The following is a 16,705-nucleotide window of genomic DNA, read 5'->3' as shown; positions in this document are numbered from 1 at the left end:
GTGTGTCAGCGGGATTCGCCGAGTAGCAAACTCTGCTCGCGCGCGCACAACTCCACCACATAATCCCACAACACCCGCAACCGCACCGACTTGTGCAACTCCCGACGCGAGCTGATCCAGTAGCTGCGCTGGATGCTCTCTGCCGGCAGCAACGGCACCAAATTCTTGTCGCCCGCCGCCATAAAGCATGGCAACACGGCAATGCCCAACCCCGAACGCGCCGCCTGGTGCTGGGCGATCACGCTGGTGCTGTGGAACACCACCTTGGGGTTGCGACAGAAGCTGTTGAGGAACTTCAGTTCCTGGCTGAACAGCAGGTCATCGACGTAATCGATCCAGGCATGGGCGGCGAGGTCTTCGCGCTTTTCGATCGGCGGGTTGCGCGCAAGATAAGCGCGGCTGGCATACAGCGCCAGACGGTAGTCGGTGAGTTTGCGTGTCACCAATTGATCGACGCTGGGGCGTTCCAGGTGGATGCTGATCTCCGCTTCGCGATTGAGGATGCTGACAAAACGCGGTACGGCCACCAGCTCCACTTCCAGACCTGGGTAACGCTCGAACAACCCGCCCATGCGCCCGGCGAGGAACATCACGCCCAGACCTTCGGCCACCCCCAGACGTATCTTGCCCAAGGGCGCGGCTGAGTGGGTGAGTTCGTCTTCGGCCAGCAGCGCCACGTTCTCCATGACTTCGGCATGTTTGAGCAGCGCCTCGCCCGCGGGTGTCAATTCGTAGCCTTGGGCGTGTTGCACAAACAGCGCGGTGCCGAGGCTTTTCTCGATGGCCTCGATATGCCGGGCCACGGTGGCATGCGTGGTTTTCAAGCGTTGCGCGGCGGTGAGCAGGCGGCCACTGCGCTGCAACTCGAGAAAAAACCGCAGGTCATTCCAGTCGAACATATCGCCTCCATTGCCTGAGCCCGGACCGCGCTGTTTAAAAACGCACAGCAGCTGGGTAAAAACTAACATTTTTAAGACGAAAACTAACAACTAGGATGGGGCCAACAAGAAAAACAAGCGAGCCCCCAGATGCCCATTGCAACTGCTGAATACGATTACATCGTGGTCGGCGCCGGCCCCGCCGGTTGCCTGCTGGCCAATCGTTTGTCCGCCAACCCGGCCCACCGCGTCCTGCTGCTGGAAGCCGGTGGCCGCGATAATTACCCCTGGATCCACATCCCCGTCGGCTACCTGTTCTGCATCGGCAACCCGCGCACCGACTGGTGCTTCAAAACCGAGGCGCAAGCCGGCCTGCAAGGTCGCGCCCTGAGTTACCCACGGGGCAAAGTGCTCGGCGGCTGCTCGTCCATCAACGGCATGATCTACATGCGCGGCCAAGCCCAGGACTACGACGGCTGGGCGGCAGCAGGCAACCCGGGCTGGGCCTGGAAGGATGTGTTGCCGCTGTTCAAACACAGCGAAAACCACTTTGCCGGTGGATCGGAATTCCACAGCGATGGTGGCGAGTGGCGCGTCGAGCAGCAGCGCCTGTCGTGGCCAATCCTCGATGCGTTTCGTGAGGCGGCAGCCCAGAGCGGCATCGCCAACATCAATGATTTCAACCAGGGCGACAACGAAGGCTGCGGCTACTTCCAGGTCAACCAGAAGGCCGGGGTGCGCTGGAATGCGGCGAAGGCGTTTCTCAAGCCGATCCGCCAACGCCCCAACCTGACTGTGTTGACGGAGGTGGAGGTCGACCGTGTGCTGCTGGAAAACGGCCGGGCCTCCCAGGTTGTCGGGCGCCAACACGGCCGACAGCTCAGCTGGAAAGCGCGCAAGGAGATCATATTGTGCGCCGGTGCCGTGGGCTCGCCGGGCATTCTGCAGCGTTCCGGGATCGGCCCCACCAACGTGCTCAAACCGTTGGGCATTGATGTGGTGCATGAACTGCCGGGCGTGGGCGGCAACCTGCAAGATCACCTGCAACTGCGCCTGATCTACAAACTGGAAAATGCACGTACCCTGAACCAGATCGCCGGCACGCTGTGGGGCAAGATGGGCATGGGCCTGCGCTACCTGTACGACCGCAGCGGTCCGCTGTCGATGGCGCCCAGCCAGCTTGGCGCATTTGCCCGCTCCGGGCCGGAGCAGACGTCGGCCAACCTTGAATACCATGTGCAGCCGCTGTCCCTGGAGCGCTTTGGCGAACCGTTGCACGGCTTCCCGGCGTTTACCGCGTCGGTCTGCGACCTGCGCCCGCAAAGCCGCGGCCGCGTGGATATTCGCTCGGCCAACCCGGCGGATGCCCCACTGATACAACCCAACTACCTCAGCCACCCCGAGGACTTGCGCGTGGCCGCCGACGCCATCCGCCTGACCCGGCGCATCGTCGCCGCGCCCGCCTTGAGCCAGTTCAAACCGGTGGAATACCTGCCTGGCGATGCGTTGCAAACAGAAGCACAACTGCACGAAGCCGCGGCACGCATCGGCACCACCATTTTCCACCCGGTGGGCACCTGCCGCATGGGCGATGACAAGGACGCCGTGGTCGACAGCCAACTGCGTGTGCATGGCATTCCCGGGCTGCGCATTGCCGATGCGTCGATCATGCCGCGCATCACCTCCGGCAATACCTGCTCACCGACGCTGATGATCGCAGAGAAGGCTGCGCAGTTGATCCTTTCACCGAACACTGTAGGCGCGAGCTTGCTCGCGAAAAACCCACCCGCACCGCGCACCGCAGGGCACCCCGCGTAATCGTTGACGATATATGAAGAAAAACAGCGGCGCCGAAGTTGGCGCCGACAGTGGGACAACAATAAATAATCACTGTGAGGGACACCCAATGTCAGAACATGCTCAACCCCTGGGCTCGGCGGCCAGTGCAGGCACTGCCAGCGAATCAAGAAAAGTCATCTTCGCCTCGTCCCTGGGGACGGTGTTCGAGTGGTATGACTTTTTCCTCTACGGCGCCCTGGCGGCGGTGATCAGCAAGCAGTTCTTTGCCGGGGTCAACGACACCACTGCGTTTATCTTTGCCTTGATGGCCTTCGCCGCAGGCTTCGTGGTGCGCCCGTTCGGAGCATTGGTGTTCGGCCGCCTGGGCGACATGATCGGGCGCAAGTACACCTTCCTGGTCACCATCATTTTGATGGGCGTGGCAACCTTCTGCGTCGGGCTGCTGCCGACCTACGCCAGCATCGGCATCGCCGCACCGATCATCCTGATCGTACTGCGTATGTTGCAGGGCTTGGCGCTGGGCGGCGAGTACGGCGGCGCGGCCACCTATGTGGCCGAACATGCGCCACCCGGCAAGCGCGGCCTGCATACCAGCTGGATTCAATCCACCGCCACCCTCGGCCTGTTGCTGTCGTTGCTGGTGGTGCTGGCCTGCCGTTACTTCACGGGCGATCAGTTCGAAGTGTGGGGCTGGCGCATTCCGTTCCTGTTTTCCATCGTGCTGCTGGGCATCTCGACCTGGATCCGCATGAGCCTGCACGAGTCGCCGGCCTTCCTGAAAATGAAAGAAGAAGGCAAGGCCAGCAAGGCGCCGATCCGCGAATCGTTCGGTAAATGGGAAAACCTCAAGGTCGTATTGATCGCGCTGTTCAGTATCAACGGCGGGCAGGCCGTGACCTTTTACGCGGCGCAGTTCTATGTGCTGTTCTTCCTGACCCAGTTCCTGCGCATGGACCCGGCCCTGGCCAATATGTTGCTGATCATCAGCGTGGTGATTGGCGCGCCGTTCTTTATCCTGTTTGGCTGGCTGTCGGACAAGGTCGGGCGCAAGCCGGTGCTGATGCTCGGCCTGCTGCTGGCGACCGCGCTGTACTTCCCGATCTTCAAGGGCCTGGCGCACTACACCAACCCAGCGATGGACCAGGCCAGCCGACAGGCGCCGATTACCGTGCTGGCCGACCCGGCCACCTGTACTTTCCAGTTCGACCCGGTGGGCAAGGCGCGTTTTGACAGCCCATGCGACAAGGTCAAGACCTTCCTGGTCAAGCAGGGCCTGCCCTACAGCAGTGCCGCCGCTCCGGCAGGCAGCCCGGTGCAGGTGAGCGTGGGCGATGTGCGCATCGACGGCTTTGACGAGGCGGCACTGCGTGGCGCCGTGACCCTGGCCGGCTACCCGTCTTCGGCGGACGTGGCCCAGGTCAACAAGGTGATGGTGGTGGTGCTGATCGTCGTGCTGATCCTGATCGCGGCCATGTGCTACGGGCCATTGGCAGCGCTGATGGTGGAGCTGTTTCCGACGCGTATCCGCTACACCTCGATGTCCCTGCCCTACCATATCGGCAACGGCTGGTTTGGCGGGTTCCTGCCGACCGTATCCTTTGCCCTGGTGGTGTACACCGGCGATATCTTCTATGGCCTGTGGTACCCGGTGGTGGTGACTGGGGTGAGCTTGATCGTCGGTTTGTTCTGCCTCAAAGAAACCCGGCATGTGGATATCGATAACAACTGAGTTCGTTTGAACACCGAAGATCCCTTGTGGGAGGGAGCAAGCCCCCCTCCCACATTTTGGTTGTTGTTGCTCACACAAATTGCTGTACATCCATACAGATAATGGTTGCTCAAATCCTTTTGACTAAGCATCCTGCAAGGCATCAACCCGATCTGATGTGATGACCATGCGGCTGTACCTCTGTGAAAAACCCTCCCAGGCCAAGGATATCGCGGCCGTGCTCGGCGCCACACGCCGCGGCGACGGCTGCTGGCTGGGCAACGGGGTTACTGTCACCTGGTGCATCGGGCACCTGTTGGAAACTGCCCCGCCCGACGCCTACGACGCCAAATACAAACGCTGGGTGCTGGCCGACCTGCCGATCGTTCCGGAAAAATGGAAGATGCTGGTCAAGCCCAAGACCGCCAGCCAGTACAAGGCGGTCAAGCGCTTGCTGGGGGAAGCCCAGGAGCTGGTGATCGCCACCGATGCTGACCGTGAGGGCGAGATGATTGCCCGTGAACTGGTGGAGCATTGCCGCTACCGTGGGCCGATCCAGCGGCTGTGGCTGTCGGCACTGGACGAGGCCTCCATTCGCAAGGCCCTGGCGGCGCTCAAGCCGGGCGCCGAAACCTTCAGCCTGTATCACTCGGCCCTGGGCCGCTCCCGCGCCGACTGGCTGATCGGCATGAACATGAGCCGCCTGTTTACCCTACTGGGGCGCCAATCCGGCTATCAGGGCGTATTGCCGGTAGGCCGGGTGCAAACCCCGACCCTGCGCCTGGTGGTGGACCGTGATCGCAGCATCGCCGATTTCGTACCGGTGGCGTATTGGGCCATTGATGTCGACCTGCGTCACGAAAGCATGACCTTCACCGCCCAGTGGCGCGCCAATGAAGATGCCTGCGATGATCAGGGCCGTTGCCTCAACCCGCAACTGGCGCGGGACGCTGCCGACGCCATGGGCAACGCGAACACGGCGCGGCTGGTAAAGCTGCGCACCGAACGCATGCGCGAAGTTGCCCCCCTGCCCTTTGACCTCGGCACACTGCAGGAAATCTGTTCCAAAAAGCTCGGCCTGGGCGCCCAGGAAACCCTGGATATTGCCCAATCCCTCTACGAAACTCATAAGGTCATCACCTACCCGCGCAGCGATTGCGGCTACCTGCCGTTGAGCCAGCACAGTGAGGCGCCAAAGATCCTCTCGGCGCTGGGCCGTGCGGATGCGGCGGTCAACGAATTGATGCCGCACATCGACCCTCAACGCCGCTCGCGGGCCTGGAATGACGCCAAGGTCAGCGCCCACCACGGCATCATCCCCACTGGGGCGGGCAAGGATTTAAGCCAACTGACCGGCAAGCACAGTGCGGTCTACACCTTGATACGCGCGCGCTACCTGGCGCAGTTCCTGCCCAACCATGAATACGACCGCACCCAGGCAGATTTCGACTGTGCCGGCCAGGCGTTGCGTGCGGTGGGCAAGGTCATCATCGAAGCCGGCTGGAAACGCGCATTGCCCGAGGCACTGGCGCCCGCCAAAGGCCGTGAAGCGCCTGCGCCCCAGGCCTTGCCGACGCTGGTGCAGGGCCAGGACTACGCCGTGGCCAAGGTCAACCTCAAGGACCTGTGGACCCAACCGCCCAAGCCCTTTACCGAAGGCGACCTGATCAAGGCGATGAAAAACGTCGCCAAACTGGTGCAAGACCCGCTGCTCAAGCAAAAGCTCAAGGACACCACCGGCATCGGCACCGAAGCCACTCGCGCCGGGATCATCCAGGGCTTGCTGGACCGCGGTTACCTGGTGAAAAACGGCAAAGCCCTGTCGGCAACCCCAGCCGCGTTCAGCCTGATTGACGCGGTGCCCCGCGCCATTGCCGACCCAGGCACCACCGCCATCTGGGAGCAAGCGCTGGACATGGTGCAAAGCGGCGAAATGAGCCTGGAAGAATTCGTTGCCAAGCAGGCGGCGTGGATGAGCAAGCAGGTGGCGCGCTGTAACGGTATGCGCATGACCATCACCGGCCCCGCCAGCCCGGCAGGTCGAGGTGCCACGCCCTGGAAGAAGAAACGCAAGAGCGCTCCACGCAAGGCTGCGGCCAGTCCAAAGCGCACAAAGAAACCGACAACGGCGGGCTAGAACGCGTAAAAATCCGGCAAATGACGTTTTTCGACAGGTTTAACGCCGCTTTGGGTCTTGCCCTGCCGCAGGCCGTCTAGGATTCTTTAGGGGACCCTGACTACCTAAGAACAACACCGGAGTGGCCGCCATGAAAACCGTCGCACAATTGCTCAAAGCCAAGGATCAGAAAAACCAGGACGTCCACACCATTCAATGGGACCACACGGTGTTCGAAGCGCTGGTGCGGATGTCTGAGAAAAACGTCGGTGCCTTGCCAGTCGTCAAGGAAGGTGTGGTCGTAGGGATCATCAGCGAGCGTGATTACGCACGTAAACTCATTCTCAAAGGCCTGTCGTCGGTGACCACTCGGGTCGACGATGTTATGAGCTCTCCCGTCATCACCGTCGACACCCATAAAAGTGTCGAGGAATGCATGAACATCATGACCGACAGTCACCTGCGCCACCTACCGGTGGTCGAAGACGGCGAACTGTTGGGCCTGCTGTCCATCGGTGACTTGGTGAAGGAAGCCATCGCCGAACAGGCTGATCTGATCAAACAGCTGGAGCAATACATCCGCGGCGAATAGGAGACACCATGCTCGACACGCTGGAACATCAGGCAGACCACCTCGAAATCCTGCACCGGGCTATGGCTGAACGACGCTTTTTAGCCTTGACCGGCGCAGGCATCAGCACCTCGTCGGGCATCCCGGATTACCGCGACAGTGAAGGTGTACGCCGGGGCAAAGCACCGATGATGTACCAGGAATTTCTTGCCACCCCGGATGCGCGACGCCGTTACTGGGCACGGGCGATGCTGGGTTGGCCGCGTGTGCGCATTGCGCAGCCGAACAAGGCTCACCTGGCACTGGCGACACTGCAACACCGTGGCCATATCAGCGGGCTGATCACACAGAACGTCGACACCCTGCATGACCAGGCCGGCAGCCATGACGTGATCGAGTTGCACGGCAGCTTGCATCGGGTGCTGTGCCTGGATTGCCAACTGCGCAGCGAGCGCGATGTGATCCAGCGGCAAATGGAAGTTGATAACCCGCATATGGCGCAGGTTCACGCCGTGCAAGCGCCGGATGGCGACACCTTGCTCGATCCGGCATTTGAACAACACTTCCAGGTGCCCCACTGCCCCCATTGCAACGGCGAGCGGCTCAAACCTGACGTGGTGTTCTTTGGCGAGAATGTCGCACCGGCGACGGCGCTGAAGGCGATGGCGGCGGTAGAACACGCTGAGGGCCTGCTGGTGGTGGGGTCGTCACTGATGGCCTATTCGGCGTTCCGATTGTGCAAGGCCATGGTCGAGCAGCGTAAGCCGGTGATTGCGATCAATCTGGGCAAGACACGCGGGGATGAGCTGCTGCAGGTTAAAATCCAGGCCTCCTGCGAGCAGCTACTGCCGTTGCTCGTCGACCGGCTCCTACAGGAGGGTTGAAACGCCCGACCTGCACCTCCAAAAAATGACGCCCAAGTCACGTTTTCCCGCATTCCCCCGCCCCCACAACAAATTATGTAGTGATCAAAAATAATCACTACATAATCGTTGACGTAACCTTTTTGTCCTTGCATGATCTAGACGTCTCCCGGATCGGGAGCGTTGGTAACAAGCGTTTTGAACAGGCTCGTCTGACCGCCGAGCTGTTTTTCCGGATGTGCACTGCCCACAAGGCAGATTGATGAAGCTGACCAGCCCCGAAAGGGTCCGGTACAAGGAGCTAAAACGCTGCTTGTCTTCGTTATGAAAGCGTTGCGTAGCAGTTCATCAGCAAGACTACATGCATCAGGTTCAAGACCCTGCCCGTATTCGGCAGACCGTCACTGACGCCCGGTTTTCGGAACCGGAGACAACTACGCAGTTTTAACGAATCAATTGATAGATCGCCAACTGGTCAAGGGGCTTACACATGAATCTGAACAACCAACCAACTATCGATGAATTGGCTGAGATGTTCGCAGCGCAGAAAGACACACTCGACGACCATATCCTGTGGATTGGCAAATCGGGCGAAGTGCAAATTGACTGCCTGGCGCCCCATACCGAAGAAGCCGAGTTCGACCGCAATAACCGTGAACTGGCGGCGCGCCTGAAGATGTACCGCCGTGGCCAGGGCTATGTCGGAAAGAAGGCTGCGGCTGATCGAAACTTTATCGAGCAGGTGTTCGATACACTCAACAATGCCTGGGCATCTTTCAAAGACAGCTCGCAAGTTAAAGTGATCGACCGCTACTACTAAGTATTACTCAATCAATGCGGGAGCTGGCTTGCCAGCTCCCGCATTTTTTATAACGTTAGAAAGTTGGAAACCTGCCCTTCCCCGCCTCATCCCGAAAAATATCGAACAACACTTGCGCCGCCGCCGACAACTCATGGCCCGGTTTGGTCAACACGCCAATTGGCCGCTCGATCACCGGGCCGGTCAAGGTAATGCAATGAGCACCCGCCTCCTCCATCTGCCGGGCACATAACGCTGGCACGGCGCTGACGCCCAGCCCGCTGGCGACCATCTTCCCCACGGTCGCCAGTTGATGGCTTTCCAACGCTACGGGCAATTTCATCTGCAAGGCGCCAAGGTGTTCTTCCAACATCACACGTACCGTGGAGGGGCGTTGCAACGTGATAAACGGTTGCTCCAGCAAGGTTTTCCAATCGATCTCGGCACGCTGAGCCAACGGCGAATCCCCTGGCACCACGGCGATAAAGCGATCCAGATATAACGGCGTAAATGCCAACGATGACCCTTCGGACGGCTCGAATGCAACGCCCAACTCCACCTGACGGTCGCGCACCATCTCCAGCACTTGCTCGTTGATCAGGTCATGCACCGTCACGTTCACCTGAGGGTAACGTGCGCGGAATATCTTCAGGATCGGCGGCAACAGGTTACCGGCAAACGACGGCATGGCCGCCACCGTCACGCGCCCGCGTTGCAGGGTAAAACGCTGGCGCAGTTCGTCCTCGGCGTTGTCCCAGTCGGCAATCAACCGGCGCGCCAGGGGCAACAGCGATTCGCCCTCGGGGGTCAGCGCGACGTTACGGGTATTGCGGCTGAACAGGCGCCCGCCCAACCCTTCTTCCAGCCCCTTGATGGTCAAGCTCAGTGCCGACTGAGAAAGGTGCAGGCGCTCGCAGGCAGCAGCAAAACTCAGACTCTGAGCAACGGCGAGAAAGGCACGCATCTGTTTGACGGTCATGAGGCAGCTCCAGACAGCAGTTGGACTATGCTGTTTTCTAAATCAATCAACCTTAAAAAACAACTTAACAAATCAATCCACTGGCGCAACACTCAACGCACTGGCTGGACCACAAACAATAAAAGAGGTGCATATGGCAGGTTTCGATAAACGCGTGGCGTCCTATGAAGAAGCACTGGCAGGCCTGGAAGACGGCATGACCGTGCTCTCCGGCGGTTTTGGCCTGTGTGGCATTCCGGAAAACCTCATTGCCGAGATCAAGCGCAAAGGCACCCGCGACCTGACGGTGGTTTCCAACAACTGCGGCGTCGATGGCTTCGGCCTGGGCGTGCTGCTCGAAGAAAAACAGATCAGCAAGGTGATCGCCTCTTATGTGGGTGAAAACGCCTTGTTCGAGAAGCAGCTGCTCAGCGGCGAAATCGAAGTAGTCCTCACCCCCCAGGGCACCCTCGCGGAAAAAATGCGCGCAGGCGGCGCCGGCATCCCGGCCTTCTTCACCGCCACCGGCGTCGGCACCCCAGTTGCCGAAGGCAAGGAGACCCGCGAATTCAACGGCCGCCCGTATTTGATGGAAGAGTCCATCACCGGCGATTTCGCCATTGTCAAAGGCTGGAAAGCCGACCACTTCGGCAACGTCATCTACCGCCACACCGCCCAGAACTTCAACCCGCTGGCCGCCACTGCGGGCAAGATCACCGTGGTCGAAGTCGAGGAAATCGTCGAACCGGGCGAGCTGGACCCGGCGCAGATCCACACCCCTGGCATCTACGTCGACCGGATCATCTGCGGCACCTTCGAGAAGCGCATCGAACAGCGCACCGTCCGCAAATAATCCCCGTCCAGAACAATAAGAGGAAACAACCATGGCTCTTACCCGCGAACAAATGGCTCAACGCGTCGCCCGCGAAATGCAGGACGGTTACTACGTGAACCTGGGCATCGGCATTCCGACCCTGGTGGCCAATTACATCCCCGACGGCATGGAAGTGATGCTGCAATCGGAAAACGGCCTGCTCGGCATGGGACCGTTTCCTACCGAAGAAACCATTGATGCCGACATGATCAACGCCGGCAAGCAAACCGTGACCGCGCGCATCGGTGCTTCGATCTTCTCCTCCGCCGAATCCTTCGCGATGATTCGCGGCGGGCATGTCGACCTCACGGTACTCGGCGCGTTTGAAGTGGACGTACAAGGCAACATTGCCTCGTGGATGATCCCCGGCAAGCTGGTCAAGGGCATGGGCGGTGCGATGGACCTGGTGGCCGGTGCGGAAAATATCATCGTGATCATGACCCACGCGTCCAAAGACGGTGAGTCCAAATTGCTCAGCCAATGCAGCCTGCCGCTGACCGGCGCCAACTGCATCAAGCGTGTGCTCACGGACCTGGCGTACCTGGAAATCGAAAATGGCGCTTTTGTCCTCAAGGAACGCGCACCTGGCGTCAGTGTTGAAGAGATTGTGAGCAAGACCGCCGGTAAACTGATCGTCCCGGACCACGTTCCAGAAATGCACTTCCAGTGAGGACAGATTCCATGCAAGACGTCGTGATTGTTGCTGCCACCCGCACCGCCGTGGGCAGCTTTCAAGGTTCGCTGGCGAGTATTCCGGCCCCGGAACTGGGTGCCGCGGTGATCCGTCGCCTGCTGGAGCAGACCGGCCTGGACCCGGCCCAAGTCGATGAAGTGATCCTCGGCCAGGTGCTCACTGCAGGCAGCGGCCAGAACCCGGCGCGCCAGGCTTCGATCCTCGCCGGCCTGCCCCACGCCGTGCCGAGCCTGACCCTGAACAAGGTTTGCGGCTCGGGCCTCAAGGCCCTGCACCTGGGCGCACAGGCCATTCGTTGCGGCGACGCCGAGGTGATCATTGCCGGCGGCATGGAAAACATGAGCCTGGCACCCTACGTACTACCCGCCGCGCGCACCGGTTTGCGCATGGGCCACGCGAAGATGATCGACAGCATGATCACCGACGGCCTGTGGGACGCATTCAACGACTACCACATGGGCATCACCGCCGAGAACCTGGTAGACAAGTACGGCATCAGCCGTGAAGCCCAGGATGCGTTCGCCGCCGCCTCCCAGCAAAAAGCCGCCGCTGCCATTGAGGCCGGACGTTTTGCCGACGAGATCACCCCGATCCTGATTCCCCAGCGCAAAGGCGACCCGGTGGCTTTCGCGGTGGACGAACAACCCCGCGCCGGTACCACGGCCGAGTCCCTGGCCAAGCTCAAGCCGGCGTTCAAGAAAGACGGCAGCGTCACCGCCGGCAACGCCTCCAGCCTCAACGACGGCGCCGCCGCCGTGCTGCTGATGAGCGCCGACAAAGCCCGCGCCCTCGGCTTGCCTGTACTTGCGCGTATCGCCAGCTACGCCAATGCGGGCGTGGACCCGGCCATCATGGGCATCGGTCCGGTATCGGCCACTCGCCGCTGCCTGGACAAAGCCGGCTGGCAGTTGGCAGACCTGGACCTGATCGAAGCCAACGAAGCCTTCGCTGCGCAATCTTTGGCAGTGGGCAAAGAGCTGGAATGGGACGCCGATAAAGTCAACGTCAACGGCGGCGCTATCGCCATCGGCCACCCGATTGGCGCCTCAGGCTGCCGCGTGCTGGTGACCCTGCTGCATGAAATGATCAAGCGCGACGCCAAAAAAGGTTTGGCGACGCTGTGCATCGGCGGCGGCCAAGGCGTGGCCCTGGCACTCGAACGCAGCTGAATCGGATCGCTATTGTGGCGAGGGAGCTTGCTCCCGTTGGGCTGCGTAGCAGCCCCATGCCAATAAGAGCAACACAGAAAAGGCCCGGTTCCACGAAAAGCCAGGCCTTTTCTTTTATCGATTCCCTACCTGTAAGCACTCGGTCAGACGGTGGGAGCTGGCTTGCCTGCGATAGCGGTGTGTCAGTCAAATTATTGCTGACTGATACACCGCTATCGCAGGCAAGCCAGCTCCCACATTTGATCTCATTGCCTGTCACCCTGTGGCACCGCAAACACCGCACTCGCACGCAGCACAATGCGCTCCTGCACTTGCAAACTCAGCGTCGCAAACGCCATCTGCCGCCCGCGCTTGTGGCTTTCCAAACGTACCACCATCCACTCCCCCACCTGCACGGCGCCCAGGTAGTCCAAGGTCATGCTGGCAGTAATCAACGGCAGCGGTGGCTCACTGGAAAACGCCATGGCGTATCCCATGCCAATATCGGCCAGGCAAATCCCCGGCAATGCTTTGCGTTAATGGACCAGACCGGCTTTAATCGCGATCAATTTCTCCTGCACATTTCAAGGAAACGTAATGCGCCACCTGGACGGCAATTCCCACCCGCTTCGCGCGCCGCTGTTGATTTTGCTCGCTGGCCTGGCCTTGGCCGGTTGCTCACCCAAGGACCACTCTCGCGCCACGGTCATCAATGGCGAACAGGGCAAGGCCGGGGCGCAACTGGCCTATGAGCATGAACTGACCCTGGCCCTGCCCGGCGCCCTGCTCGCGCCGCGTATGCAGGCCACCCGCGAGGCGTGTGAAACGGCACGCTTTGGTGCCTGCAATATCCTTGGCATTACCGAAGACAGCAACGGCGGCCAGATCATCCTGCGGATCGCACCCACGGGTGTGGAACCGATGGTCGCCCTCGCGGCTGAAGGCGGCAAACTCGGCCAGCGCATCACTACCGCCGAAGACCTGGCCGATGCGATCGACGATGTGCGCCGCCGCCAGCAGCGCCTGCAAGCCCAGCAGCAACGCCTCGACGAACTGGCCAAGCGCAAGGATATCAACGTCAGTGACTTGATCGTTCTGAGCAAGGAGCAAGCAAGTATTGAAAATGAGTTGCAGGCATTGGCCCAGGTTGCCGTCGGCCAGCAACGCCGCCTCGATACCAATCGCGTGACCCTGAATTTCCGCTCTTCTGACGGTGCGAACCAAGCGTCACGTTTCAGCCGGATGTTCAGCCACCTGGGAGACAACCTGGTGAACGGCACGGCAGACGCCCTGGAGCGTGCCAGCTATGTGCTGCCGTTTGTGATCCTGGCGTTCCCGGTGGTGTGGCTGTGGGTTGGGTTGTGGCGCCGGTTCGTCAAGCGTCGCAGCTGATCAGCGCTTGATACAGCGCTGATAGCGCTCATCCACACGCTTGGCAAACCAGGCCGTGGTCAGGTTGCGGGTGATCTTCGGGCTCTTGAGCACAATGCCCGGCAGGATCGCCCGTGGCAGCGGTTTGCCGGCCGCCTGGTCGGCCAGGCCGAAGACGCGCTTGTACAGCGTGGTGTCCTCGAAATCCAACTGGTCGCCCTGCTCCAACTGGCTGCGGATGCTCGGGTTGCGCATGTCCAGCTTCGCCCCCAGTGAGCGCACTGCCAGTTCGGTGGTGCCGGGCAGCAGGGAGCCATAGCGGATCAAGTCCCCATCCAGCGCCAGCTCTTTACCCGTCACGCGGCTGACCGCGGCCTGGAACGCAGCATTGCGGCTGGCGTACCAACCGGCATTGAAATCGGCAAAGCGGTACAGCGGCTGGTCGTAGCTCACCGGGTAGCCGAGCAAATGGGCGATGCCGAAGTACATACCGCCGCGACGGGTGAACACTTCACGGCGAATCGTACCGTCCACCGTGTAGGGATAACCCCGCGCCTGTTTTTGTGCAAAGTCGATACTGACCTGCATCGGGCCTGCGGTGTGCACCGGGTTGAAGCCGCCAAACAAGGTATTACCCAGGGGCACCATGCTGATGAAGTCATCGAAGATCGCGCTTAAGTCCTTCTCCGTGCGTGCGGCATTCAAGCGGTCGGCGTAGGTTTTGCCGGTGGGCGAACGCAATTGCAGGGCGCTGCGTACCACGAACGCGGGCACATGCACCTTGCCGGCGCGACGCAGGATTTCATCCTGGGCGATCTTGCCCATGCCCGGCACAGGCGGGTCGACCTGATAGGTAGACTCCTGCTCGGTCACCGCCAGCACGGCGCAGATGTTTTCGGTGCTGGGGTAGATTTTCTGGGTGTCGAAGGCGGTGTAGATGTCCTGGGCCCAACCGTTGCGGTCCGACACCTTGGCCGGCAGCAGGCGCACGATCTGCGCCTTCACCTCGGCCTCACTGCGCTCGGGTTGCTGCGGGCCACGGGAGGTGGAACAGCCGGCCAGCACCAGCAAAGGCATGAGGCAAAAGAACAGACGACTTGGATACATGAGGCTTCCTTGGTTAACGACAGGCCGGGCAGTGCTGATATCGACAGGTAAGTCTAACCGGGGTTCGTCGGTGAGCCGAAGCGGATGCCTGGCCTTAGCTGAAACATCCCACATAACTGCCGGATAAGCGCTACTCCCCTGCCCTGTGAACCGCTGCAAAGTCCCTCGCCTGATTGAACAGTGCGAGGGATTGCAGATGGTTGTTTTCGTTACGCCCCCGGTTGATGGGGTTGGCGCTTGAACCCGGTCATTGGCAGGCTGGCCCTGACCCCAATGAACGTGAAAACGGTCGACGTTGAAGGCGTCTTCCGTGACTTTCGCGATTGCTTGAACACCTTTGACGATTGGGCCAATAGCTTCTGGAGCTTCTCGGCGCTGGAGCTTGAGCAGGTGTTCAAGGTCGGCGATGAGGTAACGCTCGTTGCCCCGATCAATCGCTCCCTGTTTCCCAGCAGCACCGTCGCCACCTGCCGGGCCAACGGTACGTTGACCCTGGTGCATATGTTCCAGAGCACGCGGTTCGTGCCGATCGGCGACACAGCGGTGATGCTGCAACGCGTTGATCCAAACGGCGGTCCGCTGGGCGAGCCCATCCACAAGACCATCGGCCCGAGCGGCATCCTTGAGATCACCGAGTGTGATCGCAACCAGCAATATCGGGTGAGCTTTTACCCCAACGTTTCCCAGGATCACCTCAAGGCGCTGTATGCCTCCTACCAGTCGGTGATCGCAGCGCTGGAAGCCCGGCTGCGCAAAGAGTGGACCGACACTTTCCAAGCCCAGTGGAAAAGTTACGCAGACGCTCGCCCGCTTGAGCGGCGCCGCCTGCTGGAGGCGGCCTTTGCCAGCGGCATGGTCAAGGCGCTTTACAGCCTGTGGGACAACATTGGCGAGCTGTCGGCGCTGCTGGCGGACCTCAAGCCCAACAGCGAAAAACTGCTGCAATACCTTTCTCAAACTGAGCTCGATGAACTGCTGACACTGAGCAGTGACGCGATCGCCCAGGGCTTGCTGGTGCTCAGTGATGAGCCGCTGTTGTTTATCTATCTATCGGCGCTGGTCAGCTGGATGCGCATGCTCCCGCCGCCGGAGATGGCTGAACTGTGGGGCGAAATTACCGGTGAGGTCCTGATCAATCTGCTGCTGATTCGCGTCTTGGGTGCGATGGGCGTAGTGGTGCGATTGGGGGCTGGTGTGCTCAGTCACGTCAAATCCGGGCGCGCACGAGCGTTGTTGGAATTGCTGGCCAAGCAAGTAGTGGGGCCAGGGTTGGGGCCGCATGTCGAGGTCGCCAAGCCGGTGTTACTGAGCAGTGCCGCGACACCGGTCAAGGCCGTGCCGGTGGTGCCGTTGAAGGCAGGCGATACGCTGGTTTCGAACCCGGTGTCGATGGTGCGCAGCAAGACCCAACGCACCACGTTGGTCCGCCAGGAATCGGTGGATGATGCGCCTGCCGTGGCGTCGAATCCGAAGGGAGATGCGGCGGCTCCAGCAGATAAGACGGTCACTCATGGTTGCCCGGTGTCGATGGTCACCGGCGAGGAATTGCTGACCCTTACCGATGGCGCGCTGGACGGGATTTTGCCGTTTGAGTGGACGCGGCTGTATCGCACCAGTGCGGTGGAACTGGATTGCGGGTTGGGGTTTGGCTGGAGTCATGCGCTGGCGCACAGGCTTTGTGTGTCGGGCGATTCGGTGGTGTGGACCGATCATGAGAACCGCTCGACTACCCTGCCCTTGCCGACTTCTGCTCGGCCTGCGATTACCAACAGCCTGGCGGAAGCGGCGATCTACTTGGGCTCGGCTCCTGATGAGTTA

At 60.7% G+C, this 16,705-nt stretch carries 14 protein-coding genes and 1 pseudogene; 11 read left to right on the top strand and 4 right to left on the bottom strand.

Translation table 11 applies throughout. From position 1 onward, the window contains the following. Positions 1 to 5 precede the first annotated feature (5 nt). Positions 6 to 899 carry a LysR family transcriptional regulator gene (locus tag E4O98_RS25545; RefSeq protein WP_248136576.1) on the bottom strand — a complete coding sequence of 298 codons (894 nt, stop codon included), beginning with the start codon at positions 897 to 899 and terminating at the stop codon, positions 6 to 8. Positions 900 to 1,028: 129 nt separating this feature from the next. Here E4O98_RS25545 and E4O98_RS25540 point away from each other — a divergent pair, with 129 nt between their 5' ends. The 6 genes from E4O98_RS25540 to E4O98_RS25515 all read left to right on the top strand — a co-directional run bounded on the left by E4O98_RS25540 (position 1,029) and on the right by E4O98_RS25515 (position 8,756). Beyond that, positions 1,029 to 2,696, top strand: coding sequence for a GMC family oxidoreductase N-terminal domain-containing protein (locus tag E4O98_RS25540; RefSeq protein ID WP_103735349.1), 1,668 nt, complete (start codon positions 1,029 to 1,031; stop codon positions 2,694 to 2,696). 88 nt (positions 2,697 to 2,784) lie between these two features. Next, complete coding sequence (locus E4O98_RS25535; RefSeq protein WP_148854146.1) at positions 2,785 to 4,407, top strand: MFS transporter; 1,623 nt, start codon at positions 2,785 to 2,787, stop codon at positions 4,405 to 4,407. Between the two features lie 166 nt (positions 4,408 to 4,573). Then, positions 4,574 to 6,523: a DNA topoisomerase III gene (locus tag E4O98_RS25530; RefSeq protein WP_248136574.1), complete on the top strand. Its 1,950-nt coding sequence runs from the start codon at positions 4,574 to 4,576 to the stop codon at positions 6,521 to 6,523. A 130-nt stretch (positions 6,524 to 6,653) separates the two neighbouring features. Continuing rightward, complete coding sequence (locus E4O98_RS25525; RefSeq protein ID WP_005786938.1) at positions 6,654 to 7,094, top strand: CBS domain-containing protein; 441 nt, start codon at positions 6,654 to 6,656, stop codon at positions 7,092 to 7,094. An 8-nt stretch (positions 7,095 to 7,102) separates the two neighbouring features. Further along, on the top strand, positions 7,103 to 7,957 hold the full coding sequence (locus E4O98_RS25520; protein ID WP_248136572.1) for an NAD-dependent protein deacetylase: 855 nt from the start codon (positions 7,103 to 7,105) through the stop codon (positions 7,955 to 7,957). 469 nt (positions 7,958 to 8,426) lie between these two features. Then, a complete protein-coding gene (locus E4O98_RS25515; RefSeq protein WP_003190335.1) occupies positions 8,427 to 8,756 on the top strand; it encodes a hypothetical protein in 330 nt (109 codons plus the stop codon). A 55-nt stretch (positions 8,757 to 8,811) separates the two neighbouring features. Here the strand turns inward: E4O98_RS25515 and E4O98_RS25510 are convergent, their stop codons facing one another. Continuing rightward, on the bottom strand, positions 8,812 to 9,714 hold the full coding sequence (locus tag E4O98_RS25510) for a LysR family transcriptional regulator (protein WP_032876764.1): 903 nt from the start codon (positions 9,712 to 9,714) through the stop codon (positions 8,812 to 8,814). Positions 9,715 to 9,847: 133 nt separating this feature from the next. Here E4O98_RS25510 and E4O98_RS25505 point away from each other — a divergent pair, with 133 nt between their 5' ends. From E4O98_RS25505 to E4O98_RS25495, 3 genes are read left to right on the top strand one after another with little or no spacing between them, the layout of a single operon-like run. Beyond that, positions 9,848 to 10,546 (top strand): CoA transferase subunit A, encoded by a 699-nt coding sequence (locus E4O98_RS25505; RefSeq protein WP_010211319.1) that lies wholly within the window; start codon positions 9,848 to 9,850, stop codon positions 10,544 to 10,546. A 31-nt stretch (positions 10,547 to 10,577) separates the two neighbouring features. Further along, entirely contained in the window at positions 10,578 to 11,237 is a 660-nt protein-coding gene (locus E4O98_RS25500; RefSeq protein WP_005786928.1) for a CoA transferase subunit B, read from the top strand. 11 nt (positions 11,238 to 11,248) lie between these two features. After that, positions 11,249 to 12,430, top strand: coding sequence for an acetyl-CoA C-acetyltransferase (locus E4O98_RS25495; RefSeq protein WP_248136569.1), 1,182 nt, complete (start codon positions 11,249 to 11,251; stop codon positions 12,428 to 12,430). 245 nt (positions 12,431 to 12,675) lie between these two features. Here E4O98_RS25495 and E4O98_RS25490 read toward each other — a convergent pair. Next, a pseudogene (locus E4O98_RS25490) lies at positions 12,676 to 12,921 on the bottom strand (acyl-CoA thioesterase domain-containing protein); the annotation flags it as partial. 85 nt (positions 12,922 to 13,006) lie between these two features. On the opposite strand from E4O98_RS25490, the gene E4O98_RS25485 reads away from it, so the two are divergent. Continuing rightward, the gene (locus tag E4O98_RS25485) at positions 13,007 to 13,801 is read left to right on the top strand and encodes a DUF4349 domain-containing protein (protein ID WP_248136567.1); all 795 of its coding nucleotides are present in this window, start codon (positions 13,007 to 13,009) and stop codon (positions 13,799 to 13,801) included. On the opposite strand, the gene E4O98_RS25480 is transcribed toward E4O98_RS25485, so the two are convergent. Continuing rightward, complete coding sequence (locus tag E4O98_RS25480; protein ID WP_248136565.1) at positions 13,802 to 14,887, bottom strand: DUF1615 domain-containing protein; 1,086 nt, start codon at positions 14,885 to 14,887, stop codon at positions 13,802 to 13,804. A gap of 273 nt (positions 14,888 to 15,160) precedes the next feature. Between E4O98_RS25480 and E4O98_RS25475 the strand changes: the two genes are divergently transcribed. Then, on the top strand, positions 15,161 to 16,705 hold a 1,545-nt coding region (locus tag E4O98_RS25475), incomplete at its 3' end, for a DUF6531 domain-containing protein (RefSeq protein ID WP_248136563.1).

It is taken from the genome of Pseudomonas sp. W2Jun17, assembly GCF_023127795.1.
Classification (GTDB): Bacteria; Pseudomonadota; Gammaproteobacteria; order Pseudomonadales; family Pseudomonadaceae; genus Aquipseudomonas; species Aquipseudomonas synxantha_A.
Note: the sequence above shows the minus strand (reverse complement) of the source record. Positions and strands in the feature narration are given on the sequence as shown.

Excerpts from the sequence above, each read along its gene's own strand:
- E4O98_RS25545 (WP_248136576.1), bottom strand. The coding sequence starts at position 899 with ATGTTCGACTGGAATGACCTGCGGTTTTTTCTCGAGTTGCAGCGCAGT.
- E4O98_RS25540 (WP_103735349.1), top strand. The coding sequence starts at position 1,029 with ATGCCCATTGCAACTGCTGAATACGATTACATCGTGGTCGGCGCCGGC.
- E4O98_RS25535 (WP_148854146.1), top strand. The coding sequence starts at position 2,785 with ATGTCAGAACATGCTCAACCCCTGGGCTCGGCGGCCAGTGCAGGCACT.
- E4O98_RS25530 (WP_248136574.1), top strand. The coding sequence starts at position 4,574 with ATGCGGCTGTACCTCTGTGAAAAACCCTCCCAGGCCAAGGATATCGCG.
- E4O98_RS25525 (WP_005786938.1), top strand. The coding sequence starts at position 6,654 with ATGAAAACCGTCGCACAATTGCTCAAAGCCAAGGATCAGAAAAACCAG.
- E4O98_RS25520 (WP_248136572.1), top strand. The coding sequence starts at position 7,103 with ATGCTCGACACGCTGGAACATCAGGCAGACCACCTCGAAATCCTGCAC.
- E4O98_RS25515 (WP_003190335.1), top strand. The coding sequence starts at position 8,427 with ATGAATCTGAACAACCAACCAACTATCGATGAATTGGCTGAGATGTTC.
- E4O98_RS25510 (WP_032876764.1), bottom strand. The coding sequence starts at position 9,714 with ATGACCGTCAAACAGATGCGTGCCTTTCTCGCCGTTGCTCAGAGTCTG.
- E4O98_RS25505 (WP_010211319.1), top strand. The coding sequence starts at position 9,848 with ATGGCAGGTTTCGATAAACGCGTGGCGTCCTATGAAGAAGCACTGGCA.
- E4O98_RS25500 (WP_005786928.1), top strand. The coding sequence starts at position 10,578 with ATGGCTCTTACCCGCGAACAAATGGCTCAACGCGTCGCCCGCGAAATG.
- E4O98_RS25495 (WP_248136569.1), top strand. The coding sequence starts at position 11,249 with ATGCAAGACGTCGTGATTGTTGCTGCCACCCGCACCGCCGTGGGCAGC.
- E4O98_RS25485 (WP_248136567.1), top strand. The coding sequence starts at position 13,007 with ATGCGCCACCTGGACGGCAATTCCCACCCGCTTCGCGCGCCGCTGTTG.
- E4O98_RS25480 (WP_248136565.1), bottom strand. The coding sequence starts at position 14,887 with ATGTATCCAAGTCGTCTGTTCTTTTGCCTCATGCCTTTGCTGGTGCTG.